This window comes from Pseudomonas oryzihabitans, from assembly GCF_007665395.1.
In the GTDB taxonomy this organism is placed as follows: domain Bacteria; phylum Pseudomonadota; class Gammaproteobacteria; order Pseudomonadales; family Pseudomonadaceae; genus Chryseomonas; species Chryseomonas psychrotolerans_C.
Genome location: NZ_VDND01000002.1, coordinates 519,106 through 533,761 on the forward strand (window position 1 = coordinate 519,106; position 14,656 = coordinate 533,761).

Annotated in this window: 13 protein-coding genes; 3 read left to right on the forward strand and 10 right to left on the reverse strand. The window is 66.8% G+C overall.

Features of this window, described 5'->3' with window-relative positions; translation table 11 throughout:
- Positions 1-5: 5 nt before the first annotated feature.
- The 5 genes from FSV73_RS06335 to FSV73_RS06355 all read right to left on the reverse strand — a co-directional run bounded on the left by FSV73_RS06335 (position 6) and on the right by FSV73_RS06355 (position 3,867).
- Positions 6-1,337: a deoxyguanosinetriphosphate triphosphohydrolase gene (locus FSV73_RS06335; RefSeq protein ID WP_145006201.1), complete on the reverse strand. Its 1,332-nt coding sequence runs from the start codon at positions 1,335-1,337 to the stop codon at positions 6-8.
- A gap of 94 nt (positions 1,338-1,431) precedes the next feature.
- Entirely contained in the window at positions 1,432-2,610 is a 1,179-nt protein-coding gene (locus FSV73_RS06340) for an EAL domain-containing protein (RefSeq protein WP_145005495.1), read from the reverse strand.
- A gap of 109 nt (positions 2,611-2,719) precedes the next feature.
- Positions 2,720-3,067: a hypothetical protein gene (locus tag FSV73_RS06345; protein ID WP_145005498.1), complete on the reverse strand. Its 348-nt coding sequence runs from the start codon at positions 3,065-3,067 to the stop codon at positions 2,720-2,722.
- The gene (locus FSV73_RS06350) at positions 3,064-3,456 is read right to left on the reverse strand and encodes a phage holin family protein (protein WP_145005501.1); all 393 of its coding nucleotides are present in this window, start codon (positions 3,454-3,456) and stop codon (positions 3,064-3,066) included. Before FSV73_RS06350 ends, FSV73_RS06345 begins: the two co-directional genes overlap by 4 nt.
- Positions 3,457-3,471: 15 nt before the next feature.
- Positions 3,472-3,867, reverse strand: a complete 396-nt coding sequence (locus FSV73_RS06355; RefSeq protein ID WP_145005504.1) for a DUF883 family protein — start codon at positions 3,865-3,867, stop codon at positions 3,472-3,474.
- A gap of 331 nt (positions 3,868-4,198) precedes the next feature.
- On the opposite strand from FSV73_RS06355, the gene FSV73_RS06360 reads away from it, so the two are divergent.
- Positions 4,199-4,486: a DUF3509 domain-containing protein gene (locus FSV73_RS06360; protein WP_007159080.1), complete on the forward strand. Its 288-nt coding sequence runs from the start codon at positions 4,199-4,201 to the stop codon at positions 4,484-4,486.
- 126 nt (positions 4,487-4,612) lie between these two features.
- Here the strand turns inward: FSV73_RS06360 and FSV73_RS06365 are convergent, their stop codons facing one another.
- The 4 genes from FSV73_RS06365 to FSV73_RS06380 all read right to left on the reverse strand — a co-directional run bounded on the left by FSV73_RS06365 (position 4,613) and on the right by FSV73_RS06380 (position 10,361).
- The gene (locus tag FSV73_RS06365; protein WP_145005507.1) at positions 4,613-5,038 is read right to left on the reverse strand and encodes a hypothetical protein; all 426 of its coding nucleotides are present in this window, start codon (positions 5,036-5,038) and stop codon (positions 4,613-4,615) included.
- Positions 5,039-5,056: 18 nt separating this feature from the next.
- Positions 5,057-5,338: a DUF3509 domain-containing protein gene (locus FSV73_RS06370; protein ID WP_145005510.1), complete on the reverse strand. Its 282-nt coding sequence runs from the start codon at positions 5,336-5,338 to the stop codon at positions 5,057-5,059.
- 97 nt (positions 5,339-5,435) lie between these two features.
- On the reverse strand, positions 5,436-6,314 hold the full coding sequence (gene rfbD, locus FSV73_RS06375; RefSeq protein WP_145005513.1) for a dTDP-4-dehydrorhamnose reductase: 879 nt from the start codon (positions 6,312-6,314) through the stop codon (positions 5,436-5,438).
- 576 nt (positions 6,315-6,890) lie between these two features.
- Positions 6,891-10,361, reverse strand: coding sequence for a hybrid sensor histidine kinase/response regulator (locus tag FSV73_RS06380; RefSeq protein ID WP_145005516.1), 3,471 nt, complete (start codon positions 10,359-10,361; stop codon positions 6,891-6,893).
- A 158-nt stretch (positions 10,362-10,519) separates the two neighbouring features.
- Between FSV73_RS06380 and FSV73_RS06385 the strand changes: the two genes are divergently transcribed.
- Positions 10,520-11,086, forward strand: coding sequence for a GNAT family N-acetyltransferase (locus tag FSV73_RS06385; RefSeq protein ID WP_145005519.1), 567 nt, complete (start codon positions 10,520-10,522; stop codon positions 11,084-11,086).
- A 174-nt stretch (positions 11,087-11,260) separates the two neighbouring features.
- Positions 11,261-13,717: a putative bifunctional diguanylate cyclase/phosphodiesterase gene (locus FSV73_RS06390; protein WP_145005522.1), complete on the forward strand. Its 2,457-nt coding sequence runs from the start codon at positions 11,261-11,263 to the stop codon at positions 13,715-13,717.
- On the opposite strand, the gene FSV73_RS06395 is transcribed toward FSV73_RS06390, so the two are convergent.
- Positions 13,667-14,608 (reverse strand): bile acid:sodium symporter family protein, encoded by a 942-nt coding sequence (locus FSV73_RS06395; protein ID WP_145005525.1) that lies wholly within the window; start codon positions 14,606-14,608, stop codon positions 13,667-13,669. The two genes, FSV73_RS06390 and FSV73_RS06395, sit on opposite strands and share 51 nt — an antisense overlap.
- Positions 14,609-14,656: the final 48 nt, after the last annotated feature.

Genomic DNA, 14,656 nt, shown 5'->3' on the forward strand with positions numbered 1-14,656 from the left:
GCTCCTCAGACCGGGCTCGAACGCCCGGTCATCTCGGCCGCCATGGCGGTGGCGTAGCTGTCGGTCATGCCGGCGATGAAGTCGATCACCCGCATGAAGGCCTGGTGCAGCGTCCAGGACGGATCCGGCGCGCTGTTGCCGAGCAGGTCGAGGATCCGCCGGCTCTTGAACGAGGGCTCGCGGCCACGGTGCTGTTCCAGGGCCGCGCCGCAGAAGGCGTTGAGCAGGATCTCGAGGGTGGTGTAGGCACCGATCTCGTGCAGGGTCTTGCGCTTGTCGTGGAAGATCTTCTCCCGCGCCAGGGCCTTGGCCCGCTGCACGCAGAGCTTGGCCGGACCGGCCATGTGCTCGACCAGGTCGTCGCCCAGGGTGCCGGCGAGCAGGGCGTCCTGCTGGTCGACGAAGGCACGGGCGGTGGCGTTGGTCAGGTGCTCGATGGCCTTGCCGCGCAGGATGGCCAGCTTGCGCCGGCGCGAATCCTTGGGGCCCAGTTGCCGATAGGTTTCCGGCAGGTCGTCGCCGACCAGGCCCAGCAGCAGCGCCTCGACCTCGGCGTAGTCCAGCAACTCCATCTCCAGGCCGTCTTCCAGGTCGATGAGGCCGTAGCAGATGTCGTCGGCGGCCTCCATCAGATAGACCAGCGGATGGCGGGCCCAGCGCTCGGGACCGAGCAGCGGTAACTCGAGCTTCTCGGCGATCTGTTCCAGCAGTGGCAGCTCGCTCTGGTAGCAGCCGAACTTGTGCTTCTTGTAGCCCGGCGCCGCCGCATAGCGCGAGGTCCAGGGATACTTGAGGTAGGTGCCGAGGGTGGCGTAGGTGAGGCGGGTGCCGCCGTCGAACTGGTGGTACTCCAGCTGGGTGAGCACCCGGAAACCCTGGGCGTTGCCTTCGAAGTGCAGGAAGTCCTGGCGCTCCGGCTCGCTCATGTCGTCCAGCCAGCCGCGGCCGGCGGCCTGAGTGAACCAGTAGCGGATGGCGTCTTCGCCGGAGTGGCCGAAGGGCGGGTTGCCGATGTCGTGGGCCAGGCAGGCGGACTGCACCACCATGCCGAGGTCGCTCGGGCCGCACCAGTCGGGCAGGGCGCCCCTCAGGCTCTCGCCCACCCGCATGCCCAGGGAGCGACCGACGCAGCTGACCTCCAGGCTATGGGTCAGACGGGTGTGGATGTGGTCGTTGCTGGTGACGGGATGCACCTGGGTCTTGCGGCCCAGCCGGCGGAAGGCGCCGGAGAAGATGATGCGGTCGTGGTCCTTGTGAAAGGGGCTGCGCCCCAGTTCATCCGGGCTGTGCAGGGGTTTGCCCAGCCGTTCGCGGATAAGAAGTGTCTGCCAGTCCAAGGCCATCCTCGAGCGATCATCGATAAGGGGAGCGCCGCGGGTCGAACGGCGGCGCCTCTGCGTTCTGACCTCGGCAACATACGATCATCACCCCTTACTTGGCAAAGCCCGGCAGTTGGCTGGCGTCGAGGTCGATCAACAGCAGGCGCTGGCCGCTTTCGAGGAACTGGCTGGCGGTCAGGCAATACTGGTTGGTGGTGGCGTCGCGGTACACCGAGGAAAGCGCCAGCCGGCGCTCGTTCCAGCCCTCCGCCAGCAGGGCGTAGAAGTAGGGCCGCCAGGACCAGTTGTGGTTGAGATAACGGCGATTCTCCCGCCAGAACATGCCATTCCACTCCAGGTTAGGGGTGATCTGGGTGCCGGCACGGTCGCACTGGTAGATGCGCAGCAGACCGGGAAAGGCCTGGGGATCGGGGAGGGCGCTCAGCGGGCCGCCCTGTTCCGCCCATGGCTTGAGCCGGGTGACGAATTCGGCCAGCCGCTGGCGCAGCTCCAGCAAGCGCGTCTGCTGGGCCAGCTTGCCATCGACGAAACGGGTGCGCAGGGCGGCGAAGCGCGCCTGGTGCCGATCGCTGGCGTCGAGGTCATAGGTGGCCTGGGCGAACAGGAAGCCTTGCACGTAGCGCGCCCCGCATTCCAGGGCAAAATCGAGCTCGGTCTCGGTCTCGACCCCTTCGGCGATCAGCCAGCACCCGGTCTTTTCCGCCATCTGCGCCAGGGCCTTGACCGCCTCGCCGCGGGTGCCGCCGCGAGCGGCGTCCTGGAACAGGCGCATGTCCAGCTTGAGGATGTCCGGCTGCAGGTCCAGTACCCGGTCGAGCTGGGAATAGCCGGAGCCGAAGTCATCGATGGCGATGCGGATGCCCTTCTCCCGATAGCGGGCCACGGCCTCGGCCAGACGGGGCAGGTCGCCGGCCGCCTCGGTGATCTCGTAGACCACGCGGGTCGGGGCGATCCCGGACCTTTCCAGCTGAAGCAGGCTGGGCAGGGTGGCGCCGCTTTCCAGCTGGGTGATCCAGCGTGGCGACAGGTTGAGACTGAGGAACCAGTCGTCCGGCGCCGCCGCGAAGCGCTGTAGCGCGTTGTCTCTCAGGGTGCGGTCGAGGTGCAGCAGGTCGGCGGTGGAGGTGTGCGGATCGGCGAACAGGGGGCCGACCGAGCGGTAGCTGCCATCGTCCTGGCGCAGGCGGCCGAGGGCCTCGACACCGGCGATGCGCCCGGTCGCGGTATCGATGAAGGGTTGGAAGAAGGCAACGGGCTGGCCTTGGAGCACGAGCTGATCCTTATCAGGGGCAACGCTGGATGCGAGCGCAAGGACTCAAGCCATGCGATAAGGGTGCCAGATAAGGCAACGGCTCCCTGGGGAGCCGTTGGTCTCGGGTCTAGCGGGGTGGCGGCAGCGGATGCTCCGCCTGCTGCTGTTCGCGATGGCGGTTCTGCAGGCGATTGACCAGCGGGTAGAGCGCGAGGCCGATGCGCGCCAGTCGCCCTACGGCACCCAGGCGCTTGCCGAACAGCGACAGGAACACCGTGGCGCCCAGCATCAGCGGCTTCTTCGCCGAGCTGGCGACCTTGCCCTTGTTGGGCCTGACCAGGTCACCGATGAGGCTGATGGGGTTGTGCAGGGGCTGGGCGTTGTAGATGAGCTGCTGGCGATACATCTCCATGCGCAGCCGAACCAGTTCCTTGCGCTTTTCACGGGTGGTGGCGGAGGTCAGCGGCTGGCTCATGGCAGAAGGCGCTCCCGGTTGCGGTTGAGTTCTTCCAGGGTGGCATGGAAGGGCGCTGCGCCCTTGACCAGGCTCAGGGCCCGCAGGATGCAGATGATCAGGGCCACGGCATAGAAGCCGCACAGCGACAGGGTCGCGGTCATGCGGTAGGTGTCCCAGAAGGCGATGATGATCGCCGCCGACACGCCAACCAGCACCAGCAGACCGAAGATCAGGCTCAGACCGGTAAAGAGGAACAGCTGGAAGGTACGCACCTTCTCTTCCTGAACCTCGATGCCCAGCAACTCGAGATGGCTCTGCAGCAGCCCTACCACAGCGCCGGCGAGGCGCTTGACCGAAGGCTTGGGTGCCTCGTCCGGCAGCTCGCGTGGAGGTGAGGAGGTGTCCATGGCGTTCCCCCAGGCTTAGCGGCGCGAGGCCAGCAGGCCGATCAGGAAGCCGACGCCCGCGGCGATGCCCAGGGCCTTGAAGGGATTGTCGACCACGTATTCCTCGGTGGTCTCCTTGGCGGCGACACCCTGGCGATACAGGTCGCCCTGCTTGTCCTTGAGGACTTCGCGGGAGCGCTCCAGGCTGGAGCTCAGCTTGGCACGCAGCTCGTCCGCCTGTTCCCCGGCCACGCTCGCGGTGTGCTTGAGCAACTGCTCGGCATCGGCCAGCAGGGTGTGGAATTCGTCGGTCAGCGCCTGCTCGGCTTCGCCCAGATGACGACGAACCCGCTCGGCATTCTGCTTATGGGCCTGCTCATCGATCCCGCTGGCAAGCTCGTCTTTGATCACGGGAGAGATTTTGTCGGTCATGGCGCGCTCCTGATAGGCGATGGGTATCCGTTTCAGGCCTTTCGAGTGAGGGCTCGGAGCAAAGGTTCCGCATTGTGACGCAGTCCTCGCCCGCTCTGGCAAAGCCGTCAACGACAGCCGAACGGCCAGGCGCTGGCGAGCCAACCGGCGAATTTCCCCGGGCGGAAAGTTCCGCGGCTATTGCCATTAACGGCGCTGGATCACAAAACGGCGCACTAGCGCCAACGGTCGTCTTATTCAAGTAGTGGCCTAGAACTTTGCTGTTTCTATCACTGTCAGTTGCGTCGTATTTGATCATCCATGCACTTCTAGACAAATAAGAGGGGGAAGAATGGAAAACGCCATAGATAGACTGACTGCCGCTTTCAGTACTTATAAATGCTCGGTCACGGCGCCTCGCCCTGACGGTAGTATCGTGCTGACGGTGCAGGATCAGCAGTGTGACGACGCACGGGTGAATCGGGTGGTCAGTGCCCGTCAGCTCGGCGAAAGCCAACTGCTGAAGACCGTGATCGACGAAGTCCGCAAGGACGTGTCGCTGCGAGCCGGGGCGCTGGCGCCGCAATCGATGGCCGTTCTGCGCGCCACGGGCGCCAACATGCTGAGATATTCCGAGTAAGGCAGTAGCGGTAACAGACTTCAGCTCGAGACTTGCAGTACGGATGCGCCCGCATTCGTTGGTCTCGAACGTTGAAGATTAAAAGAATACAAACAAGCGTTTAGCGGTTACTTCCCAGGCGATCTGCTAGCTCTTGCACTTGAGCAGCCGACAACCCGCACAGGGCAATTCGGTAGCCGGCAGGGCGTACATCGGACACGCCACGTCCACCACGCCCCAGGACGGAAAGCCCAGGCCAGCCTGCACGGCCGCCTGCCGCGCACTGGCGATGACCCCATTGAGCAGTTCCTCTTCCCGGTACAGTGCCTGGCGCAAGGCCGGCGAGCGGTAGAGGATGCGTCCGCATCTATCCAGCAGGCTGAAGGAAAAACGCCCGGTACGGTCCGGCAGCGTGGGCCAGACCTTGAGCGGTGCCAACTGCTCGTCGAGGCGTGCACAGGTCAGTTGGTACAGGGAGCTGCCGACGCTCTCACCGGCCATGGCCGCTGTCACGTCATCGAAGCGGGCGACGGAACTCGCGGTCAGTGCGAGACTGCTGGTCATGCCTTCCATGGGATGTCTGCTCCTGGCTCAGTTCGCGACCGACAACCGATTCACCTGGCTGCTGCCGCCAGCGAGCAGGGCCGTGACGCCATGGCCTTCATCGATGGCGATCCCCAGGCGGATGCTGTCGATCAGCCGCGCCAGACGGGTGTGGTCGTGCAATTGCTGCTTGCTGATCAACCGCTTCACCTTGACGCCACTGTCATCCGACAGCGTCAGGCTGACGCTGCCGTCGAGTCGCTCGATGCGGAAATTGACCCGGAAGTCATGCTCGAAAGCCGCGGCGATGAGTTGGAAAGGGTTGTCCATGGCGTACCTGACTGGCGTGAGCGGGGTCAGAGCCATTGACTTCGAGGGGCCGGGGTAGTTCTGGCGCGATGCGCAGAAGTATGACCGACGGCCCGTTTCAGCCGCTCACCTGAGGTTCGCGCTCGTCCCAGCACTGGGCGAAGGCCGTTTGCCATTCCGGTAGCGGCTGGCCCAGTACGGTCGCCAGCTTGGCGGTGGACAGGCGGGAGTTGGCGGGCCGGTAGGCCGGGGTGGGGTAGGAGCTGCTCGGGATGGGGTTGAGGCGGGCTTTCAGCTGGCCGCTTGCGCGCAGCCGCTCGGCGATGGCTTCGGCGAAGCCGAACCAGGAGGCGGTACCGTTGGCGGTCAGGTGGTAGGTGCCCCAGAGGTCTTGCTCGCCGCTGCGGGCGAGCAGGCGCTCGGTGGCATCGGCGATGGTGCGGGTCCAGGTGGGCGCGCCGACCTGGTCGTCGACGATGTTCAGTTCGTCCCGCTCGCTGAGCAGGCGCACCATGGTGCGCAGGAAGTTGTTGCCCTGCCAGGAGTAGACCCAGCTGGTGCGCAGGATGAAGTGGCGCTCGGCGTTTTCCCGGACCGCATTCTCGCCGGCCAGCTTGGTGCGGCCATAGACGTTGAGCGGGCAGGTGGGGTCGTCTTCTTCGTAGCGGCCCTGCTTGAGACCGTCGAAGACGTAGTCGGTGGAGTAGTGCACCAGCGGGATGCCCAGCCGCTGCGCGGCCCGGGCGAAGACCAGCGGCACCTGTTCGTTGATCAGGGTGGCGGTCTGGGCATCGCTTTCCGCGGCGTCCACGGCGGTGTAGGCCGCGGCATTGATCAGGACGTCGGGTCGTGCGGCCAGGACGCGCTCATAGAGGGCGTCCAGTTGGGTGAAATCCACCTGGGCGCGGCCGACGACGGTGACCTGGGCCTTGGGGGCCAGCAGCCGCTGCAGCGCCTGAGAGAGTTGTCCGTGTTGACCCGCGATGAAGACGTTCATGTGACTGAGCTATTCCAGAAGGGCTGGCGCGTCCATGCCGGGGTGACAGGGTGGGCGTCGCCACGACAGCCCTGAGCAAAAGGCGCAGTCTACCCGATGACCGGCGCAGTACAAGGCTAGCCTTTCGCCTGCTCCCCTGCCTGGCGGGCGGCTCTAGCCAAGGCCTCGTATCCCGCTGGCCCTTTTCCAGCGCACGGAAAAAATAGCTTTCACGAATACTTGACAATCGTGCGACAACTGACAGGTTTCCGCTGGTCTGTTTCCCCTCGAGTTGTGCACAACCTGTGCTAGCGGTTGTCAAGCCCTTTTCAAGCGCGGGATTTCACCGCCCGAAATCGCTCTATTGAATTAAGTTGTTGATAATATTGAACTTATTAAAGTGTTCAAAAAATGATCAACTTGTTCGGGGGGCCCGCAGAGCAAGGCTCCGCGTTCTTTTCCACCACGTTTTCAACAAAGTTATCAACAGAAGCTGTGGATTGTTCGGGAAGAAGCCGGCCCGCCAACCTTAATCGACGCTGAACGAAAGGCCCCACGGCGTCCGTGCGCACGGGCGTCCTTTCGCTGCCGCTCGCGTCAGCCGGAGAGGGCCAGCTGTCGACTCAGCAGCGCCCGCAACGAGGCCGGCTTCACCGGTTTCGGCAGGAAGTCCAGGCGCGCCTGGCGCACCTTGGCCAGGCATTCCGGGCGGCCATCTGCGCTGATGACGATGCCGGGAATATCCTGGCCCAGCGCCTGGCGGATCCATTCGGCGACGTCCGGGCCGGTGTCGGCATCGCTGAGGTGGTAGTCGACGATCAGCAACCGCGGTACCACGCCCTGTTGCAGCAGCAGGGCGCATTCCTCCCGGCTGCGCGCGGTCCAGACCTGGCAGCCCCAGCGCCCCAGCAGGCTGCGCAGGCCCAGCAGGATGCTGTCCTCGTTGTCGATGCACAGCACCGGGTCCCCCGGCAGGGGCTGGCTGGCTTCGCTGGCGGCCGCCGCCTGGATGGCCAGCGCGGGCGCCAGGGGTACCTTGACGCTGAAGACGCTGCCATGTCCCGGCCAGGAGCGCACCGAGAGCTCGTGGCCGAGTACCCGGCAGAGCCGGTCGGCGATCGCCAGGCCCAGGCCCAGGCCCTTCTCCGCGCGGGTCTGGTGACTGTCCAGGCGCTTGAATTCCTCGAAGATGAGGTCGAGCTTGTCGGGCGGGATGCCGGGGCCACTGTCCCAGACCTCCAGGCTCACGCGCTGCCCCTGGCGGCGCACGCCGAGCAGTACCCGGCCATGGGCGTACCTCAGGGCGTTGGTGAGGAAGTTCTGCAGCACCCGGCGCAGCAGCTTGCTGTCGCTGTTGACCACCAGCTGGCTGCCACGGATGCGCAGCGTCGTGCCCTGGTCCCGGGCCAGGGCCAGGAATTCGACGCCCAGGGCGTCGAGCAGGGTAGCCAGGGCGAAGGGCGCCGGCGTCGCGAGGATCCGCCCGTTCTCCAGGCGCGAGATGTCCAGCAGGTCGGCGATCAGGTCCTCGCTGGATCTCAGGGCGCTGTCCATGTTGCGCACCAGTTCCTGGGCCTCCTGGGCCAGGCCGTCCTGGTGGGCGAGGGCGGCGGTGAACAGCCGGGCGGCGCTCAGGGGCTGCATCAGGTCATGGCTGACGGCGGTGAGGAAGCGACTCTTGGACTGATTGGCCGCCTCGGCATGGGCCTTGGCCTCGACCAGCGCCTGGTTGAGCTGCGACAGCTCGCGGGTGCGCTCCTCGACCCGCTGCTCCAGCCCCTCGTTGGCCTCGCGCAGGGCGCGCTCGGCTTCGCGGAAGGCGGTGATGTCGGTGAAGCTCATGACGAAGCCGCGCCCGGGCATAGGGCTGCCGATGAGTTCGATCACCCGGCCATTGGGAAAGGTGCGCTCCGAGGTGTGGGGAATGCCCTGGCGCATCCGCTCCACCCGGCGCGCCACGTGCTCGTCGGGATCGCCCGGGCCGCAGAGACCGCGCAGCGCGTTGTAGCGGATAATCTCGGCGATGGGGCGACCGACCTGGATCATGCCGTCGGGATAGTCGAACAACTCGAGGTAACGCTGGTTCCAGGCCACCAGGCGCAGCGACTGGTCGACCACGCTGAGGCCCTGGGAGATGTTCTCGATGGCGCCCTGCAGGAGCGCCCGGTTGAATTCCAGCACCTCCGAGGCTTCGTCGGCGATGCGCACCACGTCGTCGACCTGCATGTCGCGGCCTTCGATGGCGGCCTTGACCACGGCACGCGCCGAGGAGGCGCCGATCACCCCTGCCAGCAGCCGCTCGGTCTGGGCGATCCATTCGCTGTTGGCATTGATGCCGGGGTGGTAGGTCAGGCCACTCTGCTCGGCGAAGCGACTGAAGCTCAGGCGCGCGCGCTCGTCACCGACGAAGCGGGCGGCGAGCAGCCGCAGGTCTTCCAGCTTGACCGCCAGCAGCGCGCGGTTGCGCGGCTTGGGCAGGGCGTACTGGGCGATGAAGCGCCCGGCCTGCCAGTATTCCGAGACTCGGGTGCGCGAGAGCAGCGAGACCAGGGCGAACAGCAGGAAGTTGCCGGCCAGGGAGGCGAGGGCGCCCACGGTGGTGGGTTGCAGGGCGCGGTCGCCACTGGGGCGCTCGAACCAGGCCAGGCCCGGGAAGGCTTCCAGGGGCCATTGCAGGCTGGCGGCCACCACCGGCAGCACCATCAGGTAGCCCCAGAGCAGCGCGCCGGCGGTGAGACCGGCGAAGACGCCGCGGCGGTTGGCCGCCTTCCAGAACAGCGCCCCGACCATGGCCGGGCCGAGCTGGGCGATGGCGGCGAAGGCGATCTGGCCGATGGTGGCGAGGCTGGCGCTGGAGCCCAGCAGCCGATAGCTGCAGTAGGCCAGCACCAGGATGATCACGATGCTGGCGCGGCGCACCGTGAGCATCCAGTGGCTGAACACCTCGTGGGGGCTTTCCACCTGGCCACGGCGCTTGAGCAGCCAGGGCAGCACGATGTCGTTAGAGACCATGGTCGAGAGTGCCACGCAGGCGACGATCACCATGCCGGTGGCCGCCGAGGCGCCGCCGAGGAAGGCCAGCAGCGCCAACCCCGGTCGGTCCTGGGCCAGCGGCAGACTGATGACGAAGGAGTCCGGCAGCACGCCGCCGGGCAGGTGCAACTGGCCGGCCAGGGCGATGGGGATGACGAAGAGGGCGGCGAGGGCGAGGTACAGCGGGAAGACCCAGCGCGCCAGGTTGACGTCCCGGGTGTCGGTGTTCTCCACCACCGTGACATGGAACTGCCGCGGCAGGCACATCACCGCGATGAAGGCCACGCCGGTCTGGATCAGCAGGCCCGGCCAGTCGAGGGTCTCGCGCCAGTAGTCATGCAGCTGGGGTGCCTGTTGCGAGCGGGCGAGCAGGTCGCCGAAGCCCGCGTGCAGGTCGTAGGTGACCCAGAGCCCCACGGCGAGGAAGGCGGCCAGCTTGACCAGCGACTCGAAGGCGATCGCCAGCATCATGCCGCGGTGATGCTCGGTGACGTCCAGGTTGCGGGTGCCGAAGAGGATGGCGAACAGCGCCAGCACCAGGGAGACGAACAGCGCGGTGTCCTGGGCGCGGGTGCCCTGGGTCTCGGCGTTGATGCCGGTCAGCAGGTTGACGCCGATGACGATGCCCTTGAGCTGCAGGGCCAGGTAGGGCAGCACGCCGACCAGGCAGATGAGTGCGACCACGATGGCCAGGGTCTGGGACTTGCCGTAGCGGGCGGCGATGAAGTCGGCGATGGAGGTGATGTTCTCCTTCTTGCTGATCAGCACCATCTTCTTCACCAGTTGCGGCGCCAGCAGCAGGAAGAGGATGGGGCCCAGGTAGATGGGCAGGAAGGACCAGAGCTGGTCGGCGGCCTGGCCGACCGCGCCGAAGAAGGTCCAGCTGGTGCAGTAGACCGCGAGCGACAGGCTGTAGACCCAGGCGCGCAGGCGCGGCCGCAGCGGTGGCCGGCGGTCGCCATAGAAGGCGATGCCGAACAGCAGGGCCAGGTAGCCGAGGGTGACGCTGATGATGAGTCCGCTGGGCAGGGACATGGCGACTCCAGACATTCCAGGCGCCCGTCGCGCCCGGGCAAAGTGTCGCACCTCGGGGCGCCGGACGTCAGGTCTGGCGGGTGGCGGGGTGACAGGGTGTTGAGCCGGGCGGCCGGCCCTGTTAGGTTGGCGGGCTGATTCGAGCGAGAGAGAGTGTCATGTTCCAAGCGCAGCCCATTTCCCTGCAACGTGGTGCGCTGCGCCTGGACCCCCTGGCGGAGAGCGACGTGCTGGAGCTGGTCAGCCTGGCCGAGCGCAATCGCGAAGCGCTGCATTATCTCAGCGGCCCGCTGCGGCCGGACTGGTACCGCCAGGCCCTGGCCGAGCAGCGCGAGGGACGGGCACTGCCCTTCGTCGTGCGCGTCGCCGATCGACTGGTCGGCACTACCCGCTTCGCCGACTTCCTGCCGGCGCTGCCAGCCGCCGAGATCGGCTGGACCTGGCTCGACGCGGAGCAGCATGGCAGCGGCCTGAACGGCAGCATCAAGTACCTGATGCTCCGCCACGCCTTCGAGCACTGGCAGCTGGTGCGGGTGCAGCTGAAGACCGCAGCCGCCAACCTGAGGTCCCAGGCCGCCATCGAGAAGCTCGGCGCCGTCCGCGAAGGCCGCTTGCGCCATCATCGGCGGCTGGCGGACGGTCGCCTGGACGATACCGTCATGTACAGCATCACCGACCGCGAATGGCCTGAGGTGAAGGCGCGCCTGGAGGCGTCCTTCAGCTAGCCACCCGCGATCCGCTACCGTTCGTCGGCCCTGTTCAGGCGGCGAACGGTCTGCGTCGCTCCTTTGGCGCCGTTATTCTAGCGCCTGCGCTTTCCGTCCCAACAGTTTTCCGCGCCACGGCCGACATCTCTGCTCAATGGCAAGAATTCGCCTGTCTCTTTCGCGGATCGCTGTATGTCTCCACTGTCGCCTTCCTCTGCCTTGCGCACCCTCAGGGTCGTCTGGCCCTTCGTCATCATCCTGTCCTGTCAGGCGCTGGTCGCCATCGTCAGCCTGCAACTGCTGTCGACGGTGCGCGCCTATGTCACCGCGGAAAGCCTGTGGAGCAAGAGCCTGGGCAACGCCATGCTGTCGCTGGGCGCCTATCTCGACGAAGGTCGCCTGCAGTCCTTCCTGGACTATCGCGCCTCCATCAGCGTCAATGACCTGGACCGCGCCGCGCGCGAGGAGCTGGACGCGGGGGGCAGTCACGCCGAGGCCGCACGACTGCTGCGCCTGGCCGGCAACGACCCGGCGGATATCGACGGCCTCATCCGGCTCTTCCGCCTGGCCCGGCATGTCGAGCCCTTCGAGGGGGTGATCGCCCGCTGGCAGATCACCGATCCCTACATGGACGAATTCCAGGCCCTGGCGCAGACCGGCTTCGAGCTGATCAGGCTGCAGGGGCCGGGTCCGTCGCTGATTCCGCTGAAGCGCCAACTGCTGGACCTGCACGATCGAATGATGCCGGAGACGGTGGCCTTCTCGGAGCGCCTCGGGGTGGCCTCGCGGGAGCTGGTCAGGATGCTGCTGATCGCCAACGCCCTGGTCGGGGCGTTGCTGGTGTTCCTCGCCAGCTGGCGGATGCACAGCCTGGTGCAGCAGCGTTGGCGTTCCGAGCAGGCGCTGCAGGCTGAGAAGGAGCACATGCAGGTGATCCTGGCCGCCATCGGCGATGCGGTCCTGGCCCTGAACGGCCAGGGGCGGTTGCTCTATCACAATCCGGCCGCGGAACGACTATTGGAGCGGACGGGGCTCGCCGCCGGTACTCCCGTGACCCAGCTGTTCGATATCCAGACCGAAGGCCAGCCGGGTTCGACGCGACCCCTGGCCGAGCGCTTGCTGAGCGAGGACTGGCTCGCGGGCAATGAGCTCCTGGCCCATCAACTGGTGCGCACGGACGGCCTGCGCATCCCGGTGGCCCTGACGGTGACGCCCCTGCCGCGTGGCGAGGCGGGCACCGGGGTAGTGCTGGTGCTGCACGACCAGACCCGCGAGCGCGCCTTCCTGCGCGACCTTGCCTGGCAGGCCAGTCACGATGCCCTGACCGGCCTGCTCAACCGCCGTGAGTTCGAGACCCGCCTGGAGCGGCTGCTGGCCCGCGAGGGACTGGAGTGCGCCTCGCTGCTGTTCATCGACCTCGATCAGTTCAAGATCGTCAACGACACCTCCGGGCATTTTCATGGCGATCGCCTGCTGCGCCAACTGTGCGAGTTGCTGGCCAGCCAGCTGGGCGAAGACGACTGCCTGGCGCGGCTGGGCGGTGACGAATTCGGCGTGCTGCTGGAGCACCGCGCGCCGGCCGAGGCCGAGGCGGTGGCCGAGCGCCTGCGCTGCTGCGTGGGGGCCCTGCAGTTCGAGGCGGCCGGCCAGGGCTTCCGGGTCGGCCTGAGCATCGGCGTGGTGCACCTGGGCGGCCAGCGCCTGGCGCCGGAGGAGGCGCTGCGGCTGGCCGACCTGGCCTGCTACGCGGCCAAGGACAAGGGGCGCAATCGCATCCAGGTGTTCGCCCCGGGCGACGTGGAGCTGGACCAGCGCCATGACCAGATGACCTGGGTGCAACGCCTGCACCGGGCGCTGGACGAGGACAGGTTCCGCCTGTACGTCCAGCCGATCCTCGGCCTGGGCGAGCAGACCGCGGCGGATCGCCATGTGGAGGTATTGATGCGGCTGGAGGAGGGCGACCGGCTGATCGCGCCGGGTGCCTTCATCCCGGCGGCGGAGCGCTACGGCCTGATGCCGGACCTGGATCGCTGGGTGATCGCCGCGGCCCTGGCGCGCTTCGCCGAGCTGCCGGCTGGCCTGCTCGACACTCTCGCCATCAACCTCTCCGGGCATTCCCTCGGCGAGGTGGGCCTGGCGGCCTTCGTCAAGCAGCAGTTGCAGCACTGGCGCATCGCGCCGGCGCGGATCTGCTTCGAGATCACCGAAACCAGCGCCGTGGCCAACCTGGATGCGGCGCGGCAATTCATGGAAGAGTTGCGCGGACTGGGGGTGCGCTTTTCCCTGGACGACTTCGGCGCCGGGATGTCGTCCTTCACCTACCTCAAGCACCTGCCGGTGGACTACCTGAAGATCGATGGCAGCTTCGTCCGCCACCTGCTCGAAGACGCCGTGGACAGCGCCATGGTGGAGGCGATCAACCAGCTCGGCCATCTCACCGGCAAGAAGACCATCGCCGAATTCGCCGAGAACGCGGCGGTGGTCGCCGCCCTGGCTGCCCTGGGCGTGGACTACGCTCAGGGCTACGGCATCGCCCGGCCGCAGCCCTTCACCGAGGAAACCTGCCGGAGCCTGGTCCAGCAGGTCTGGCGCGAGGCCTCAGGGCCGGGCGTCGTCGTCCTTGAAGCGGCGGAAGAGGGTGGCCAGTAGCGCCCCCGAAATGTTGTGCCAGACGCTGAACAGGGCGCTCGGCACCGCCGCCAGCGGTGAAAAATGCGCCGTGGCCAGGGCGGCGCCAAGGCCGGAATTCTGCATGCCGACTTCCAGCGCCAGGGATTTGCGCTGGGCTACCGGCAGCTTGCAGAACTTGCCGGTGAGATAGCCGAGCAGGAAACCGAAGCCGTTGTGCAGGACCACCACCGCCATGATCAGCAGGCCGGATTCGGCGATACGCGCCTGACTGGCGGCCACCACCGCGGCGACGATCACCACGATGCTGATCACCGAGGCCAGCGGCAGCACCTCGACCAGGGCGCCGACGCGATTGCCCAGTACCCGCTGGGCGATCAGGCCCAGGGCGATGGGCAGCAGCACCACCTGCAGGATCGACCAGAACAGGCCGGCGAACGAGATCGGCAGCCAGGTGGAGGCCAGCAGCCAGATCAGCGCCGGGGTCAGCAGGGGGGCGAGCAGGGTGGTCACCGCGGCGATGGCCACCGACAGCGCCAGGTCGCCCTTGGCCAGCCAGGTCATGACGTTGGAGGCCGTGCCACTCGGGCAGCAGCCGACCAGGATGACGCCCACGGCGATCTCCGGTGGCAGGTGGAACAGCTGGCACAGCGCCCAGGCCACCCCCGGCATGATGACGAAGTGCGCCACCACACCCAGCAGCACCCGCCAGGGGTGCCGGCCGAGGGCGGCGAAATCCTCGAGCTTGAGCGTCAGCCCCATGCCGAACATGATCACCCCCAAGAGCGGCACGATGGCCACGCTCAGCGGCTTGAACACGGCGGGGGCGAAGAACGCCAACAGGGCGGCGAACAGCACCCAGAAGGCGAAGGTATTGCCGACGAAGCGGCTGAAGGCGGCCAGGGCACGCATGGCAAACTCCTTTTATTAGTGGGCAGAAAAAAGGCCGGTCTGCGCCGG